This is a genomic window from Rhodococcus sp. SB1D (assembly GCF_048573875.1).
GTDB classification, from domain to species: domain Bacteria; phylum Actinomycetota; class Actinomycetes; order Mycobacteriales; family Mycobacteriaceae; genus Rhodococcus_F; species Rhodococcus_F qingshengii.
Map to the genome: position 1 here is coordinate 227400 of NZ_JBMAIQ010000012.1, position 18389 is coordinate 245788.

An 18389-nucleotide genomic window follows, 5' to 3' on the forward strand; every position below is an offset into this window, starting at 1 on the left:
CACAAGCACCATCCCATCCGGTATAGGCCCCGGACGTAGGTTCCAACTCTTCGTCGAGGATGGGATTCGTCGGGGCTGCCTGAACAAACGCGAGCAAGATCCTTGTTGCGATACCCCGGTCACGAACCCGTCAAACGATGCACGAAAACATTACTTTCCGGACAAGTCGGGCGGACCGGTTTGTCCCGCTGAGTGCGCCCGCTCGCGGACGCGAACCGTTTTGTTCGTTACTCTGACAGTGGAAGTTATCGAATCGAGACCTAAATAGGCCACCCCGAACTTCTGAGAACTGCCACTTCAGGGATGGGCGCCAGAACCGAAAGGCACCGACTGCATGACCGAGACCTTGCCCGACGTCCAACTGCTCGAAGAAGCACGTCCAGGGCGAGTCCGTTCAGCAGTGCGGCGCTCGGTCGTCCAGCGCGGGCGTCTTGTCGACCTCGCGATCATGGCGACGTTCACCGTTGCGGCGATCTACGTGATGTCGAACCTGTGGAGCGATCTGCAGTCCGGCTATCTGTTCAACGCGGGCCGCGACCAGGCCATGTGGGAATGGTTCTTCGCCGATACCGCTCACGCCCTCGCCCAGTTCCGCAGCCCACTGTTCAGTGACCTGCAGAATTACCCACTCGGCGTGAACCTGATGGCCAATACCGCGATGTTCGGCATCAGCATCCCGTTGGCCCCGATCACGCTGATCTTCGGACCGACAGCCACGTATGCGATCGGACTGACCGCCGGCCTCGGCGGCACCGCCATCGCTTGGTACTGGGCATTCTCGCGGCACGTGCTGACCGGCGTCTCCGTCCGCTCCAAGGTCGCCGCCGCCGTCGGAGCGGGCTTCTGCGGATTTGCGCCCGCCATGATCTCGCATGCCAACGGCCACCCGAACTTCGTCGCGTTCTTCGTACTTCCGTTCATATTCTTGCAGGTAGTGCGCATTTCGAACGGCAAGCGTCCGGTTCGCGACGGTGTCGTCCTCGGCCTACTCGTCGCCTGGCAGATCTTCCTCGGCGAAGAACCGCTCCTCATCTTCACGATGTCAGCCATGGTGTTCGGCGCCGCCTATGCACTGCCCGACCTGGCCAAGTCGCGCCAGGCGATCAAGCGCGCGATGCCCGGCCTCGTGATCGGCGGCGCGGTCACACTCCTGATCACCGCGGTGCCGCTGTGGTCGCAGTTCTTCGGCCCAGCGAGCTACGACGGCGTCTCACACGGTCAGGCCGGCAACGACACCGCTGCACTCACCACGTTCCCGACCGAATCGGTTGCGGGCGACCCCGAGGGCGCGGAGTTCCGAATGAACCCGACCGAGGAGAACGCGTACTTCGGATGGCCGCTGGTGCTCCTGCTTCTCGGTGCAACAGTGTGGTTGTGGCGCATCCGCCTGACCCGCGCGGCTGCCGCGGTGATCGTGGTCATGGGTGTGCTCTCACTCGGTTCCGAACTGACCATCGACGGTGACAAGACCGGCATCACCCTGCCGTGGAAACTCCTCGCCGACCTGCCGTTGTTCGAATCGGTGCTCGAATCCCGATTCGCGATGGGCGCGATTCCGGCGATCGGGCTGCTGCTCACCCTCGGCACGTACCGCGCTTTTGTCGAACTTCGTGGACCGCGCCGCACGGCAGCCGGTGTCTGGCTGGTGGCTCTCGCCGTCGCGATGATTCCCCTGATCCCGACCCCCATCGACGCCGATCAGCGATCTGCGACGCCCGAATTCATCACCAGCGGCTCGTGGGAGAACTACGTCAGCGACGGCACCCTGGTGACGGTCCCTGTCGCGAGCGCCGAAGACGCCCGCGCACTGAGCTGGCAGGTCGACGCCGACTTCGGCTTCCCCATCGCCGGCGGGTACTTCGTCGGCCCGGATTCGAAGACCCGCGCCGGAATCTACGGCGCCGAGTCCCGGCCCACCTCGACCCTGCTGGTCAATGCCAAACAAACCGGCAAGGTCCCGTTGATCGACGTGGGCACCAGAGCGAACGCACTGACCGACCTGCGGTACTGGCACGCCGACGTACTGGTGCTTCCCCGATTCTCCGGCGACGACGCCCTGCGCCACACGGTCGACGAGCTGGTCGGCTTCGACGCCAAGCGCGTCGACGACGTGTGGGTGTGGGACGTACGAGACCTCGTGAGCGGCAAGACCTCCAACCAGAGTTGAACGGGTTGATCAGCGGGTCATGATCACCGGACCGTCTTCGGTGATCGCGACAGTGTGTTCACTGTGCGCAGCCCGGGCGCCCGAAACGGTGCGAAGGGTCCACCCGTCGGCGTCGTGCCGGTAGTCGTCGGTTCCGTCGGCGATGAGCATCGGTTCGATGGCGATGACCAGGCCGGGACGCAGCCGGAAGCCTTTGCCTGCTCGACCTTCGTTGGGCACGTCCGGGCCTTCGTGCATCTCGCGACCGATGCCGTGCCCACCGTGATCGGCCAGCATGCCGTACCCGCGGCCACGCGCGTACTGTCCGATCGCGGCACCGATGTCGCCCAATCGGTTTCCGGGCTGGGCAGCGGCAATGCCACGGGCAAGTGCCTCATCGGTCGCGTCGATCAGTGCCTGATCCTCACTACTCCCCCGCCCGACAGTGAAGCTGATGGCGGAGTCACCACACCAACCGTCGAGTCTCGCGCCGCAGTCGATGCTGACCAGGTCACCGTCGCGAAGCCGGTACTCATTCGGGATACCGTGCACCACAGCATCGTTCACGCTGATGCAGGCCACACCGGGAAAGGGTATCGGCGCCGTCGCCGGCCGATAATTCAAGAACAGCGCCGAGGCGCCGGCAGCCGAAATGACCTCCGCGGCAACGGCGTCCAATTCGAGCAACGTCACTCCGACGCTCGCCGCCTCACGCGCCGCAGCCAGCGCCTGCGCGGTGATTCTCCCCGCCGCCGCCATCGCGTCGATTTCCCCTGCGGTCTTGATTTCGACCATTTCGAACACCTTCCTTGTCGAATAACTATACCGGTATTACTATAAGCACATGGTGCGCGTGCCGCTGACGGCGGAAGAACTCGAACGAGGACTACGACTGGGTGAACTCCTGCGATCGGCGCGGGGGGACCGAAGCATGGTTCAGGTAGCGCTCGACGCCGGCATCTCGGTCGAAACTCTGCGCAAGATCGAAACCGGCCGCATCGCGACACCCGCCTTCTTCACCATCAGCGCGGTCGCGGAAGTGTTGGGTATTTCACTCGACACCATCGCCCGAACACTTGAAACACCACAATCCGAACAGGAAGTTGCATCCTGAGTAGTTCTCTCAGGATGTGCGGGCCCGCACTCGCCTAACATCGTTCCTTGTGCCGTCTGAAGTAGTAGTGCCCCCGAAACCCGTGCCCACTGGCCCCGAAGCTCCCCGAGAATCGGATTCCCAGAGAGTCCGGACGGCACGACTCATCGCGATAGTCACCGGCCTTCTTGGCCTGCTTCTTGCACTCGCTACGCCCTTCCTGCCCGTCAAGCAGGAAGCCGCGAGCATCGACTGGCCGCAGGGTGGGACCGTCAACAGCGTTTCGTCGCCGCTGATCTCCTACTCGCCCACATCGCTCGACATCACCATCCCGTGTTCCACCCTCGGCCAGTTGGGCGGCAGCGGCGGCACACTGCTCTCGACCATGCCGAACGGGGCGCCGGACCGAAACGCCCGCGGCCTCACCGTCCGCACCACTGCCGACCGCCTCGAAGCACTCACCCGCGATTCGGTATTGATCTCGACCCCGCTCGATCAACTGAGCGGGTGCACGGCGATCACCATCACGACCAACTCCGAGCAGACCGTCGCGGCGGTCACCGGTATCGACGGCGTCGGCACCACCCTGACCGGTGACTACCGCCCACAGGTTGTCGGCATCTTCACCGACTTGCAGGGCGCAGCGCCCGCCGGACTGTCCGCCCACATGGACGTCGACTCCCGGTTCTCGTCCAGCCCCACACTTCTCAAACTGTTCGCGATGATCGTCGCGGCACTCTCGACCATCGTCTCGCTGTACGCACTGCACCGGATCGACGGCGTCGACGGCCGTCGTGCACGGCGGTTCCTGCCGGCGCGATGGTGGAAGTTCACCGGCATCGACGCCCTGGTTATCGGCACGCTGGCGCTGTGGCATGTCTTCGGCGCCAACACTTCCGACGACGGTTACCTGCTCGGCATGGCCCGAGTCTCGGAGCACTCCGGGTACATGGCCAACTACTTCCGCTGGTTCGGCGTCCCCGAAGCGCCGTTCGGTTGGTACTACGACGTGCTGGCGCTGTTCGCGAAGGTCAGCACCGCGAGCATGTGGATGCGCCTGCCCGCGTTGATCGCCGGCATTCTGTGCTGGATGGTCATCAGCCGCGAGGTGATACCGCGACTCGGTGTTGCGGTGCGCCGCAACAAGGTTGCCATCTGGACGGGCGGGCTCGTGTTCCTGGCCTTCTGGTTGCCGTACAACAACGGCCTGCGTCCCGAGCCCATCATCGCCCTGGGCGCTCTGCTCACGTGGTGCTCCATCGAGCGCGCCATCGCCACCGGACGTCTGTTGCCCGCCGCGATGGCCGTGCTGATCGCCGCATTCTCGTTGGCCGCCGGGCCTTCCGGGCTGATCGCGATCGGCGCGTTGATCGCCGGTGCCCGGCCGATCCTGCAGATCCTGATCGCCCGCGGCAAACGCGTCGGCTTCCTGTCCCAGATCATGCCGATTCTCGCCGCCGGAACCGTGGTGCTCGTCGCGGTCTTCGCAGATCAAACCCTCGCGACAGTTCTCGAATCGACCAGAGTGCGAACGGCCGTCGGGCCGAACGTTCCGTGGTTCGAGGAACGGTTGCGTTGGGACGCACTGATGACCATCTCCCCCGACGGCTCACTGGCCCGCCGCTTCGGCATGTTCGTCATGATCGTCGGACTCGTCTTCTGCGTCATGATGATCCTGCGCAAGGGCCGGATCCCCGGCACCGCGATCGGGCCCTCGCGCCGAATCCTCGGCATCGTGTTCGCGTCGCTGCTCCTGATGCAGTTCACCCCCACCAAGTGGACCCACCACTTCGGTGTGTACGCCGGTCTGGCCGCCACGGTGGCCGTCCTTGCCGCCGTCGGTGTGAGTGCGTCGAGCATGCGTTCCAAACGAAACCGCGCGCTGTTCGCCGCGGGCATCCTGTTCATCCTCGCTGTGGCGTTCACGAGCTCCAACGGCTGGTGGTACGTCTCGAGTTACGGCGTCCCGTGGTGGGACAAGCCGCCGTCAATCGCCGGCAAGGGATTCTCGACGGCCTTCCTCGGCCTCACGATTCTCGCGCTGCTGCTGGCCGCGTGGTACCACGTCATGGAGCCGCGCCGGCGAAACGGCACAGAGGACAGCGTCAAGAAGACCAGGCGACTCCGCCTTCTCGCCCCGTCACCGTTGACCATCGCGGCCGGAGCGGTCGTGCTGTTCGAGGTGCTGTCCCTGCTCAAGGGCGCGGTCGCGCAGTACCCCGCGTATTCGATCGGCAAGTCCAACATCGAATCCGTCTTCGGCGGAAGCTGCGGTCTCGCGGGTGAGGTACTCGTCGAGTCCGATCCGAACGCCGGCGTTCTGCAATTGACGGATCGGCCCACCGATCTCGCCGGCGCAGGTGCATTCGGTGCGAGCGAATCAACCGGGTTCTCGCCGGACGGGGTTGCAGGCGACCTCACGGCCGACGCCGAGGACTCGACAGCAGGCAGTGCAAACAGCCTCGACACCTCGACCTCGCAGTCCGGCACCACCACGCCGGGAACCGGATCCGGCACCGCCGGTGGCTCGCAGTCGACGGCCGGCGTCAACGGCAGCAACGTCGCGCTCCCGTTCGGGCTCGACCCCGCAAAAACCCCGGTGCTCGGTAGTTACGGAGCACCTCAGAACGCGTCACTGACCACCGGTTGGTACTCACTGCCCGAGCGCAACGACGCCGCGCCGCTCCTCACCGTCGCGGCCGCCGGACGAATCCGCTACGTCAACTCCGACGGCATCGTCACCCCCGGCGCAGTGCTGCAGGTCGAGTACGGCAAGAAGCAGGCCGACGGAAGCGTCGACGCGCTGGGACGAGTCGATCCGATCGACATCGGCCCGTCGCCGTCGTGGCGCAACCTGCGCGTTCCGATGGATCAGCTGCCCGCCGACGCCGACACCGTGCGTCTGGTGGCCAGTGACACCGACATCAGCGCCGACCAGTGGCTGGCGGTCACACCGCCACGAGTGCCGATCATGCGCACGCTGCAGGACGTCGTCGGATCCACCGATCCCGTGCTGATGGACTGGGCTGTCGGTCTGGCCTTCCCGTGCCAACGTCCGGTGGATCACCTGTACGGCGTCGCCGAGATCCCCGACTGGCGCATCCTGCCCGACCGCATCGGCGCGGAGTCCACCAACGCCTGGCAGGACCACTACGGCGGCGGACCGCTCGGCTGGACTACCGAACTGCTCTCGGCCAGGGCATTGCCGACCTATCTGGACAACGACTGGGATCGTGACTGGGGATCGCTCGAGCAGTACACACCGCTCGATTCGGACGCGGTTCCCGCGCAAATGAACGTCACCACCGAGACCCGATCGGGCACCTGGACACCGGGCCCGATTCGTTACCAGTCGTAACTGTTACGCGTGGACCTACCAACCACCCAGGCACGGTAGGTCCACGCTCAGCCCTGACATACCATCGGTAGCCGTGCCCGACGCCGTGACAGCTTCACCTCAGACTTCGAGTTCGCCGCCTCCTGCTGGTCAGGATGCCCGCGAGCGTTTCCATCGCACGCGATGGGTCGCGATCATCGCCGGCTTGCTCGGCTTCGTGCTCGCACTGGCAACTCCGCTGCTTCCCGTCGTGCAGACGACGGCTTCGGTCAACTGGCCGCAGAACGGCGTGATCGGCGACGTCGAGGCACCGCTGATGGCGCAGGTTCCCATCGACGTCAACGCGTCGATCCCCTGCACCGCGGTCAGCTCGCTGCCCGAGGGCGGCGGCATCTTGCTGTCGACGGCACCTGCTCAGGGCGACGGCGCCGCGCTCTCGTCGATGTTCGTCCGCGTGTCCGCTACCAGCGTCGACGTGCTCGATCGCAACGTCGTCGTCGCTTCGGCGGCACGCGAGGACGTCGAGTCCAGTCGCTGTGGCGCCATCGCGTTCAGCTCTGACGTCAACCGAACCACGGCAGAGTTCGTCGGACTGACCTATCCCGACGGCAACCCGATTCGTGGCCAACTCGACGGTGACTTCCGCCCGCAGGTGGTCGGCGTCTTCAGCGACCTGCCCGACGGCGCTGCCCCCGAGGGCCTCGGCTTCTCGATGACGATCGACTCACGTTTCTCGTCGAGCCCGAGCGTCTTGAAGCTGGTCGCGATGATCGTGGCCGTCCTCTCGACCATCGTCGCGCTGGTCGCCCTGGCTCGCCTCGACGGCACCGACGGCCGCAAGCACCGACGCTTCCTGCCCGCACGCTGGTGGAAGTTCTCCGGTATCGACGGAGTGGTGGTCGGCACGCTCGTCGTGTGGCACTTCATCGGCGCGAACACCGCCGACGACGGTTACCTCCTGACCATGGCTCGAGTCTCACCGGACGCGGGATACATGGCCAACTACTTCCGTTGGTTCGGCGTTCCCGAGGCCCCGTTCGGTTGGTATTACGAAGTGCTGGCCGTGATGGCGAAGATCTCGACCGCGAGCCCGTTCATGCGTCTGCCCGCTCTGCTCGCCGGAATCCTGTGCTGGATGGTCATCAGCCGCGAGGTCGTCCCGCGTCTCGGCCGGGCGGTTCGCCGGAGCAACGTCGCCCTCTGGACCGGCGGGCTGGTGTTCCTGTCCTTCTGGCTGGCGTACAACAACGGTCTTCGCCCCGAACCCATCGTGGCTCTCGGCGCACTGCTCACCTGGTGCTCCATCGAGCGCGCCATCGCCACCGGACGTCTGCTGCCCGCGGCCACGGCAATCTTGATCGGCGCCTTCACTCTTGCCGCCGCACCCACCGGATTGATGTGTATCGCAGCCCTTCTCGCCGGTGTGCGCCCGTTGGTACGCATCGTCGTCAAACGTCACCGACTGGTCGGCACACTGCCGCTTCTCGCTCCGATCGCCGCTGCCGGAACCATCGTGCTGGTGGTCATCTTCGCCGACCAGACCTTTGCCGGTGTCATGGAAGCCACGCGCGTCCGAACGATCATCGGCCCCAATCTCGAGTGGTACCAGGACTTCCTGCGCTACTACTACCTCTTCGTCCAGACAGTCGACGGCTCGGTTGCCCGACGCTTCGCGTTCTTGACGATGATCCTGTGCCTCTTCACGACGCTCTTCGTGTTGTTGCGCCGCGGCCGCGTCCCCGGCGCGGCAACCGGTCCGTCGTGGCGCCTGGTCGGCGTCGTCTTCGGCACGATGTTCCTGATGATGTTCAACCCCACCAAGTGGACTCACCACTTCGGTGCGTACGCGGGCATCGCCGGTTCTCTCGCCGCGCTGACCGCCGTGGCCGTGTCCGCGTCCGCCCTGCGCTCGCGTCGTAACCGATCGGTGTTCGTGGCCGGACTGCTCCTGATGCTCGCGTTGACGTTCGCCGGCATCAACGGCTATTGGTACGTCTCGAGTTACGGCGTGCCGTGGTTCGACAAGACCATCTCCTACGACGGCCGTGAATCCAACACCCTGTTCCTCGCGCTCTTTGCTCTCGCCTTGGCCTTTGCCGCCTGGCAGTACCTGCGTGAGGGATTTGCCGCCCCGCCCGAGAAGCCGAACACGGCCAAGGGCAGACGAATTCGCAAGTTCGCGGCCGCTCCCCTCACCGTGATTGCCGGTCTGATGGTCCTGTTCGAGGTGCTCTCGCTACTCAAGGGTGCAGTGTCGCAGTACCCGGCGTACTCGCTGGGCCGAAGCAACATCGAGGCACTCGCGGGCAAGACCTGCGGCATGGCCGAGGACGTTCTGGTCGAGACCGACGTCAATTCCGGGAATCTGCGGCCTCTGACCGCTCCCGGATTCAACGCCGAGGATCCGTTGTCGGGAGTTGATTCGAAGGGCTTCTCCCCCAATGGGGTTCCCAGCGATCTGACTGCGGATTACATCGAAGTCAAGCAGGGCATGGGCAATACCGACAGCCAGAGTGTCGGTCCCACCTTCGCCACCGGTTCCGGTGCCGGAACCAGCGGCGGCACCGGCAACGTCGGCGTCAACGGCAGCACGGCCAAGCTCCCCTTCGGCCTCGATCCGTCGAAGACACCGGTCATGGGCAGCTACCAGCCCGGCGTGCAGGAACCTGCTTCCCTCATCTCGAGTTGGTACGGATTGCCCACTCGCAGTGAAGAATCACCGCTGGTGGTCATGTCCGTCGCCGGGCGTGTGTGGTCCGTCGACAACACCGGTGCGATCACGTACGGCCAGTCACTGCTGGTCGAGTACGGCAGGACTCAGCCCGACGGAACCGTGCAGGTTCAGGGTTCGTACATGCCGCGAGACATCGGACCCGCGCCGTCGTGGCGCAACGTCCGCATCCCGATCGACGAACTCGCGCCGGACGCCGACGCCGTTCGGGTGGTCGCGTTCGATCCCAATCTCACGGGCGATCAGTGGATGGCATTCACGCCGCCGCGCGTGCCCAAGCTCGAGTCCCTGAACTCGTACATCGGCAACGAGCAGCCGGTGCTTCTGGACTGGGCTGTCGGCCTTCAGTTCCCGTGCCAACGTCCGTTCACACATCAGAACGGCGTGGCCGAGATGCCGAACTTCCGCATCCTCCCGGACCGTCCTCTTGCGGTCAGTTCCACCGACACCTGGCAGTCCGCGGACAACGGTGGCCCGCTCGGATTCACCGAGGTTCTTGCCGGTGCGACGACGGTTCCGACGTACCTGAAGGACGACTGGGCGCGGGACTGGGGATCACTCGAGCGCTACGACCGGTACTTCCCCAATGCGGTTCCGGCAGAGGTGGAGACGGGCACCGCAACCCGCTCGGGCATGTGGATGCCCGGCGAGATGCGGGTGCATTAGCCTGCGCTACCTACTCGGGTGACTGCTCGGGTGCGACGTACGGAGACGGCCGAGACCGCTCCGACAACGACGACGCACCCGAGTAGTTGCCCAACGCCTGGCCGTTCGCCGAGCAGCACAACTGCCAGCAGTACGGCGAGTACCGGTTGCATGAGCAGGAGCGTCGCGCCCACCTCGGCGGGAAGCCGAGGGAGCGAGTGCCCCATCAGCATCCAGCCGAACACCTGGCCGACCAGTGCCAGTGCCGCGAGCCAGCCGAACGCTTCCCAGCCCGGGACGAAATCGATCCGGCCCCACAGTGATCCGATGACGGACCCGGCGATGCCCGCGGACGTCGTCGAGATCAGCACCTGGCTCGCGGCCCGATCCGCCTCGCCCGTCCGGCCGACCACGAAGATGTAGCCGCCGTAGGCGATTCCGGAGACGAGCGAGAGCGCCGTTCCCCACAGCAAGTCGTCGCCGGTTCCCCCGCCCCCGAACACGCCGCCCGCCAAGGCGATTCCCGTGAACATGAACGGCAGGGCGAAGACGAACCGCATCGGCACCCGATTGCCGAATACCAACCAGGACAGTGCGGGCACCACGACCACCTGCACGTTCACGACGACGCTCGCCATCCCCGCGCCGATCATCAGAATCGACTGCGACCACAACGCGAAATCCAGTCCGAGCAGCAGACCGCCGAGCACCTGCAGAACGACTGCCCGCCGGCTCGGCTTGCCCACCCGGCGGTACTCCCGCCACGCCAACCACAACAGCGGCGGCAGGGCCAGGAAGCAACGGAAGAAGACGGCCGTCGAGGGCCCGACATCAGCCAACTTGATGAGGAGCGAACTGATCGAGATCGCGGCTGCGCCTCCGACGACGAGCAATCGAGGGTCGATGCGCCCCCGAGGAGTTCGGGTGGGTGTCGGTGTCTGCGCGGTCGCGGAGGTCAGTGTGGTCACTCGACAATGTTCCTGCCGCTAACTATTCAGCACAAGCAAATGTTCAGACCGTATATTCGGTAGCATTACTACTGTGTTGAATCTCGAAAGACTCCGCGCCCTGCACGCTGTCGCCGAGAACGGATCAGTAGCGGCGGCCGCCCGCACTTTGCATGTCACACCATCCGGGATTTCGCAGCAGTTGAACAAACTCGAGCGAGAGGTCGGTGTTCCGCTCCTCGAACCGCAGGGCCGCGGTGTACGACTTACCGAAGCGGGCCGAATCCTCGCGCGCCGAACCGCAGAGGTTCTCTCGACGCTCGCCCAGGCCGAGGCGGAAATCGCGTCGCTGCAGAGCGAGGTGACGGGCCGCGTACGTATCGGCGCCCTGGTCTCCCCCAGCAGGACGGTGCTGCCGCGAGCCATCGCCGAAATCAGGCATGCGCACCCGCAGCTCGAAATCACCTTCAACGAAGGCGAATCCGAAGAACTGCTCCCCGCACTGATTCGCCGCGACCTCGACGTCGTGGTGGTCGACAGTTGGAGCACTCTGCCCGTCGAACTTCCCGACGGACTCTCCTTCACGCCCGTGTACGACGACGTGGCGCTGCTCGCTCTCCCGACGTCACATCCGCTGGCGGAGAACAAGGTCGTCGCGCTCAGCGAGCTGTCCGAGCATGCCTGGGCGACGTGGACCCGGGGAACGGACTTTCACACCTTCACCGTCCGGACCCTGCGCGCTCAGGGGTTCGACCCACGAATCGAGTACGAGGTCGCCGAGTTTCCCACCCAGGTCGAATTCGTCGCTCAGGGCCTCGCCGTCGCATTGATTCCACGTCTGGCGAGAGTTGTACCGCCGGAAGGTGTTCGAATGCTCGACACGGTTCCGCCGCTCGGCCGAGACATTTACCTCGCCTGGCGGACAGACAGCGAAAGGCCGGCCGTCCTGGCGGCGATAGAAGCGCTACGCCGCCAGTTCGACGCCCTCGGTGACAAAAAGAACTAGAGCGGCATCAAGTTGTGCTTGCGCGGGTTCTTGAAGATCGTCTTGTCCTTGAGCAACTTCAGAGCCTTACGGATCTCGAGACGCGTCTGCGAAGGCTCGATCACCGCATCGATGTATCCGCGCTCGGCCGCGATGTACGGCGTCGCGACGAACTCGTTGTAGAAGTTGATCAGCTGAGCACGCACCGCGGGTGCATTCTCGCCGGCCTCGGCGAGCTGACGCCGCCCCATGATGTTGACGGCACCCTCGGCGCCCATCACGGCGATACGAGCGGTCGGCCACGCGAGGTTGATGTCGGCACCGAGCTGCTTGCAGCCCATGACGGCATAACCGCCGCCGTACGCCTTACGAACCACCACAGTCACCTTCGGCACAGTGGCTTCGATGTACGAGAACAGGAAACGCCCGCCGCGCTTGATGACGCCGACCTTTTCCTGATCGACGCCGGGAAGGAAGCCCGGTGTGTCGACGACGAAGACGAGCGGGATGTTGAAAGCGTCGCACAGACGCACGAAGTGGGCGGCCTTGTCGGAGCTGTCCGCGTCGAGGGCGCCGCTGAGGTACGTGGGCTGGTTGGCCACGACACCGACGGGCAGGCCGTCGACGCGGGAGAATCCGGTGATCACGTTGTGCGCGACCTGGGCTCCGATTTCGTGGAAAGTGCCGTCGTCGAAGATCCGCAGAATGATGTCGTGCATGTCGTAGCCGGCGTTGTCGGCATCCGGCATGAACGCATTGAGTTCGAGATCCGACTCGGTGATCTCGGGTTCGAGGCCCGGGTTGATCAGCGGCGCCTTCTCCTGGCATGACGACGGCATGAAGCTCAGGTACTCACGCACCCAGTCGAAGGCAGCCTTCTCGTCGGGAGCGACGTGATGGATGTTTCCGTACTCCGCCTGCTTGCGGGCTCCACCCAAGTCCTCGAGGCTGACCTCTTCGCCGGTGACCGACTTGATGACGTCGGGTCCGGTGACGAACATGTACGACTCTTCGGTCGCGACCACGACGTCCGTGTTGATCGGGGCGTACACGGCACCGCCGGCGCATTTACCGAGGATGACCGAGATCTGCGGGCACAGGCCGGACAACGGCTCCTGACGTGAACCCATGTTGGCGTACCAGGCCAACGAGGAAACGGCGTCCTGGATGCGAGCTCCACCGGAATCGTTGATACCGACGACCGGGCAGCCCACCTTCAGCGCAAAATCGTTGACAGCTGCGACCTTACGGCCGAACATCTCTCCGGCGGCACCGCCGAACACCGTCTGATCGTGCGCGAACACGGCTACCGGACGCCCGTCGACGGTTCCGTGACCGGTCATGACGCCGTCGCTGTACGGGTTGCCCTCGCCCGCCATCTTCACCAGGGCACCGATCTCGATGAAGCTACCGGGGTCGAGCAACATGTCGATGCGCTGGCGCGGCGTGCTGTGCCCTGCTGCATCGCGCTTGGCAATGGCCCGAGCCGAGCCGGGTTCCTTTGCCTTCTCCAACTTTTCGCGGAGTTCAGCGAGCTTCTCCGCGGTGGTTGTCGTCACTTCTGAACTCCGGTTTCCGCTGCTTTGGTCTGAGCTGTCTCGATCTGGGCCAGCTTGGTGGTGAGGTCTGCCGCAACCTTCGCGATGTACGGCTCGTCGACGATCTGCAGGTGGTCCCCGCCGATGTAGACGACCTCGAGGTTCTTCACGTAGTCACCCCAGCCACCATCCGCCTTGCGGGTCTTGAATGCAGGCTCGAGCGTCATCAGCTCGTCGTGGTACTTGTCAGCCATGTAGAGCACGACGTCGCCGTCGTAACTGCTGAACTCGGCCGTCTGGATGGCGCGATTGTCCAACCACGACGTCCGCTGATGCTCGATGATGCCGCCGGGAATCTTGGCGCCGCTCATCTTGATCATGTCCATCAAGATCTGGATCTGATCCTCGTCGGCTTCGGTGGAAGCCAGAACGTCAAGCGGCAGCGGCACATCCAGGTTGTAGGTGCGCTTGGCGAACTTGCCGTAGCGCTCCCAGCGCTTGCGTCGTTCCGCCTCGGTGTCCGGCACGACCTCGCCGGCCATGACGGTGTCGAGCAGCCCGACCACACGCACGTCGGCGCCCTGCTCGCGCAGCAACTTCGCGACCGCATACGACATCACGCCACCGAACGACCAGCCACACAGCACGTACGGCCCGTCGCCCTGGATCTCACGCAGCAGCGGAACGTAAGCAGCAGCGCGGGTTTCGATCGAGCCCTCGACCCGCTCGAACCCGTACATCGGCGTGCCGGCGGGCAGGCGCTTGAGCAGAGGCTCGTACGTCACCGTCGAACCACCGGCAGCATGGAAGACGAATACCGGTACGGCAGTGGAACCTTCGGGACGGGCACGCAGAGTACGTACGAGTCCGTCGATCTTGCCGTCGTCCTCGAGGTACTGGCGAACGACGTCCGCAAGCTCTTCGATGGTGGTGGAGTCGAGAACGTCGTCGAGAGTGATCTCGCCGCCGGCACGCTCGGAAAGCCGAGCAGCAAGCTTCTCGGCGACCTCGTCACCGACGATCGGCAGATCGTTGAAGATGCCCTTGGCCGACTTCCCGGTGACAACCGCCCACGTCGCAAACGTCAAGCGCTCGGCCGCATCTCGCGGCGGAACGTCCGAGCCTGCGTCGTCGGCAGTTCCGGCTCGAGAAGGATCGGAAGGCGCAGCAGCAACCGGAGCAGTGGTAGGTAGTTCCACTGCCACCTCGGCGGGAGCAACGTCCTCGTCGGCAGCGTCGGCCGCCAACTTCTCCGCGGCCTGCTTGTCGGCCATCGCCTGAACCTCTTCGCGATTGTCGATCGCGTAGCGCAGGTACTTGTTGACCTCGTTGAGGCTCGCGTCCTTGACTGCCTGGAGCTGGAGCTGCGGAATGTCGAACTCGTACTCGACGCGGTTCTTGATACGCATCGCCATGAGCGAGTCGAGACCCAGTTCGATGAGCGGAACCTCGGCCGGCAGATCCTCCGGCGAGTACCCCATCGACTCGGCAACCACGATCTTGAGGCGGTCGTCGAGGCTCTGCGAACCGTTCGGATCCCACTTGTCTCCGGCGTCTTCGACGACCTCGGCCAAGGATTCCATCGGCGCACTGGTCTTGACCGGCGCGCTGACGACCAGCTCGGGCAGCGGCTCACCCGACGTGACGACGGCGTCGAAGAGCAGACGGAACGTAGCGCCCTCACGAGCGTGCACCTGCACCGACGCTCCACCCGGATGCGGGTTGAGTGTCGTGGTCAGGGTCGAAGCACCGGCCAGTTCACCGTGCGGAACAGCAGCGGTCAGAGAGACATCCGAAAGCACCTGTCCGGCAGCGGCGCTCACCAGCACCGCCAGGTCGGTGACGGCGGATGCGTCGACCTCCCACACGTGGCGGCCGTCGGGCAGAGCGACGTGCGAACCGGGTACGCGAGCCGAACCGCCGGCACTGACGCGAATGTCGAGCCAATACGGCTTACGCAGGAATGCGGTACGCGGAACCGAAGCGAAATCGCCTGCGGGAAGCAGAGACTCGAGGTTCACGGCATGGCCGTGCACGTACAGCTGCGCGAGAGCGGCAAGAACACCCGCGGACTCGTCTTCCTTACGCTTGAGCGTCTGGATGAGCTCCATGTCGTGCAGGCCCGAATCGAAAGCGGTAGCCGCCACCGACATCAACGTCACAGGGTTGGGTGCAAGCTCGACAAAAGTGGTGTGGCCGTGGGCAACTGCACCGCGTACCGCGTTGGTGAAGTACACGCTGTGGCGAAGACCCTTGACCCAGTACGCCTCTTGATGGATCGGCTCGTGACCGGGACGGTAGAAGGTGTCCTTGTCGACGGACGAGTAGACGCCGAGCTTCAACGTGGTCGGCTCGATACCGGCCAACTCGGCGGCAAGCTCACCGAGCAGCGGATCTACCTGCGAAGTATGGCTGGCGCCCTTGGTCTGCAGGACACGCGCCATCTTGCCGTCGGCCTCGGCGGCCGCGACGATCGCCTCGATGTCCGGCTGTGGTCCACCGATCACCGTGTGCGTCGGAGCTGCGTAAACACAGACCTCGAGCTTGGGGTACGTGGGCAGTAGCGCCTCGATCTCGGATGCGCTGTACTCGAGCAGAGCCATCAGACGGATGTCGTCACCGACGAGTGCGCCCTCGGCCTCACCCATCAGCCGTGAACGTGAACAGATCACGCGCACAGCGTCTTCCAGGTTCAGACCACCGGACACGTATGCGGCAGCGGCCTCACCCATCGAGTGCGGAACCACGGCTTCGGCCTCGGCGCCGTGGTGACGCAGCAACGCGGCCAGACCGACCTGGATGGTGAAGATTCCCACCTGGGCGGTCTCGACGTTGTACTCGATCGAATCGTCGAGGAACATCTCGACCATCGAGTAACCGGCCTCGTCCTGGATCAGCGCGTCGACCTCGTCGACGGCCGCCTTGAAGGCCGAGTTCTCCGTGTAGAGCTGCTTGGCCATCTTGCGGTGCTGCGAGCCGAAGCCCGAGAACACCCACACCGCGCCCTTGGGCGACGGCGAGTCGGCGGAGAAGACTCCTTGAGCAGGCTTGCCCGCGGCGACGGCACGCAGCGAGCTGATGGCCTCGGAGCGCGTCTTCGCCAGAACAGCGGCGCGCGAGCGTCCGTGGTTGCGACGCGCGAGTGTGCGGGCGACGTCGGCGAGGGGCGTCTTGCTTCCCTCTTCGGTTTCGAGCCAGTCGGCCAGGTCAGCGGCTGCGCGGCGACGACGCGACGGCAGCGCACCGGAAACGGCCAGCACAACGGTGCTCTCGTTCTCTGCTGCCGGTTCGTCGACCACCGGGGCATCCACAACCGGTTCATCGACTACTGCGTCGGCGGGCACGTATTCCTTGACCACGACGTGCGCGTTGGTTCCACCGAAACCGAAACCGGAGACACCGGCGACAGCCTTGCCGGTGTAGCGCGGCCAGTCGGTGGCCTCGGGCGTCACCTGCAGGTGCGACTTCTCGAAGTCGATGTGCGGGTTCGGGCCCAGGTAGTTGATCGTCGCGGGAATCTTGTTTTCCTGCATCGCCAGAACGACCTTGATCAGGCCGGCGGCACCTGCAGCTGCTTCCAGGTGCCCGAAGTTGGTCTTCGCGCTACCGAGCAGTGCCGGCTTGTCTTCGTCACGACCACGACCGACGACACGACTGAGCGCGTCGGCCTCGATGGGATCACCGAGATCGGTACCCGTTCCGTGCGCCTCGATGTAGTCGACGGTGGTCGGCAAGATTCCGGCGTCGCGGTACGCGAAACGCAACACGTCGGCCTGGGCATCGGGATTGGGTGCGAGCAGACCGTTGGAACGGCCGTCCTGGTTGACCGCGGATCCGGCGATCACCGCGAGGATGGAATCTCCGTCACGCTCGGCGTCTTCGAGACGCTTGAGCACGACGAGTCCGCCGCCCTCACTGCGAACGATGCCCTGAGCCTGAGCGGAGAAGGCACGCAGTTTTCCGTCGGGAGCGAGCATCCCGGTCTGATCGAAACCGAGGGTTCCGGGAGGGGCCAGCAGCATGTTGACACCACCGGCCAGCGCGATGTTGGAGTCACCGCTGCGCAGCGAACGCACAGCCTCGTGAACGGCAACCAGCGAAGACGAACACGCGGTGTCCAGAGCGATGGACGGTCCACGGAAGTCGAAGAAGTACGAGACCCGGTTCGCGACGATCGCCGTCGACGTTCCGGTCAACGCGTACGGATGCGCCGTCGTCGGATCACTGACCGCGAGCAACTGGTAGTCGTTGGCGGAACTGCCGATGAAAACACCGACCTGCTTGCCCTTGAGCCCACTCGCCGGAATGCGAGCGTGCTCGAGTGCTTCCCACGCGAGTTCGAGTGCGAGGCGCTGCTGCGGATCGACGTTGACGACCTCGAGCGGAGACATCGCGAAGAACTCGGCGTCGAAGCCCTTGACGTCGTCGAGGTACCCGCCTTTGGTGTTCGCGTTCTCGACCGCGGCCTTGATGGCGGGATCCGACATGAACTCGGCCCAGCGGTCCTCGGGGAGGTCGCTGATGCCGTCGCGTCCGGCCGCCAGCATTTCCCACATGTCCGAAGGCGTGTGCCCGGCACCGGGGAATCGTGTGGACAGTCCGACGATGGCGATGTCGTGAGCGTCCGTCGCGCCGCCTGAGACGTAGTACGAGGCGTCGACGGTCTCCTCCGGCGCCTCGGGCTCACCTTCGATGATCCGAGTAGCCAGCGAAGCGATGGTGGGGTGTTGATAGGCAACCGTGGCGGTCAGCGTGACGCCGAGCAGATCCTCGATGTCTCCGCTCAGAGCGACTGCGTCCCGCGAGGCGAGCCCGAACTCTTCCATCGGGCGATCGTCCGTGATCGACCCCGCCGGCTGACCGGTCGCGTTGGCGATCCAATTGCGAAGCCACTCACGCAGCTGCGCGACACTCATCTCGCTCACAACGTCTTTGCTCTGCGCACCATCTTGTTCAACCATCAACTC

The 18389-nt window shown here is 64.8% G+C and carries 9 protein-coding genes; 5 read left to right on the forward strand and 4 right to left on the reverse strand.

Translation table 11 applies throughout. The features are described 5' to 3' along the window. Positions 1–334 precede the first annotated feature (334 nt). Positions 335–2167, forward strand: coding sequence for a glycosyl transferase (locus ACN50D_RS24930; RefSeq protein WP_149357860.1), 1833 nt, complete (start codon positions 335–337; stop codon positions 2165–2167). 9 nt (positions 2168–2176) lie between these two features. On the opposite strand, the gene map is transcribed toward ACN50D_RS24930, so the two are convergent. Beyond that, the gene (map, locus tag ACN50D_RS24935) at positions 2177–2941 is read right to left on the reverse strand and encodes a type I methionyl aminopeptidase (RefSeq protein ID WP_212633827.1); all 765 of its coding nucleotides are present in this window, start codon (positions 2939–2941) and stop codon (positions 2177–2179) included. Positions 2942–2990: 49 nt separating this feature from the next. Here map and ACN50D_RS24940 point away from each other — a divergent pair, with 49 nt between their 5' ends. The 3 genes from ACN50D_RS24940 (at position 2991) to ACN50D_RS24950 (ending at position 9973) form a co-directional block, all read left to right on the forward strand. Next, positions 2991–3260 (forward strand): helix-turn-helix domain-containing protein, encoded by a 270-nt coding sequence (locus tag ACN50D_RS24940; RefSeq protein ID WP_003943854.1) that lies wholly within the window; start codon positions 2991–2993, stop codon positions 3258–3260. A gap of 82 nt (positions 3261–3342) precedes the next feature. Continuing rightward, positions 3343–6597: an arabinosyltransferase domain-containing protein gene (locus ACN50D_RS24945; RefSeq protein WP_212633872.1), complete on the forward strand. Its 3255-nt coding sequence runs from the start codon at positions 3343–3345 to the stop codon at positions 6595–6597. 73 nt (positions 6598–6670) lie between these two features. Next, complete coding sequence (locus ACN50D_RS24950) at positions 6671–9973, forward strand: arabinosyltransferase domain-containing protein (RefSeq protein WP_058038047.1); 3303 nt, start codon at positions 6671–6673, stop codon at positions 9971–9973. On the opposite strand, the gene ACN50D_RS24955 is transcribed toward ACN50D_RS24950, so the two are convergent. Further along, positions 9970–10920 (reverse strand): DMT family transporter, encoded by a 951-nt coding sequence (locus ACN50D_RS24955; protein WP_003943901.1) that lies wholly within the window; start codon positions 10918–10920, stop codon positions 9970–9972. The two genes, ACN50D_RS24950 and ACN50D_RS24955, sit on opposite strands and share 4 nt — an antisense overlap. 73 nt (positions 10921–10993) lie before the next feature. Between ACN50D_RS24955 and ACN50D_RS24960 the strand changes: the two genes are divergently transcribed. Then, the gene (locus ACN50D_RS24960) at positions 10994–11905 is read left to right on the forward strand and encodes a LysR family transcriptional regulator (protein WP_065351773.1); all 912 of its coding nucleotides are present in this window, start codon (positions 10994–10996) and stop codon (positions 11903–11905) included. Here the strand turns inward: ACN50D_RS24960 and ACN50D_RS24965 are convergent. Then, the gene (locus ACN50D_RS24965) at positions 11902–13443 is read right to left on the reverse strand and encodes an acyl-CoA carboxylase subunit beta (protein WP_099696817.1); all 1542 of its coding nucleotides are present in this window, start codon (positions 13441–13443) and stop codon (positions 11902–11904) included. The two genes, ACN50D_RS24960 and ACN50D_RS24965, sit on opposite strands and share 4 nt — an antisense overlap. Then, positions 13440–18383 carry a polyketide synthase Pks13 gene (gene pks13 / locus ACN50D_RS24970; RefSeq protein WP_212633826.1) on the reverse strand — a complete coding sequence of 1648 codons (4944 nt, stop codon included), beginning with the start codon at positions 18381–18383 and terminating at the stop codon, positions 13440–13442. Before pks13 ends, ACN50D_RS24965 begins: the two co-directional genes overlap by 4 nt. Positions 18384–18389: the final 6 nt, after the last annotated feature.

Excerpts from the sequence above, each read along its gene's own strand:
- ACN50D_RS24940 (WP_003943854.1), top strand. The coding sequence starts at position 2,991 with ATGGTGCGCGTGCCGCTGACGGCGGAAGAACTCGAACGAGGACTACGA.
- ACN50D_RS24930 (WP_149357860.1), top strand. The coding sequence starts at position 335 with ATGACCGAGACCTTGCCCGACGTCCAACTGCTCGAAGAAGCACGTCCA.
- pks13 (WP_212633826.1), bottom strand. The coding sequence starts at position 18,383 with ATGGTTGAACAAGATGGTGCGCAGAGCAAAGACGTTGTGAGCGAGATG.
- map (WP_212633827.1), bottom strand. The coding sequence starts at position 2,941 with ATGGTCGAAATCAAGACCGCAGGGGAAATCGACGCGATGGCGGCGGCG.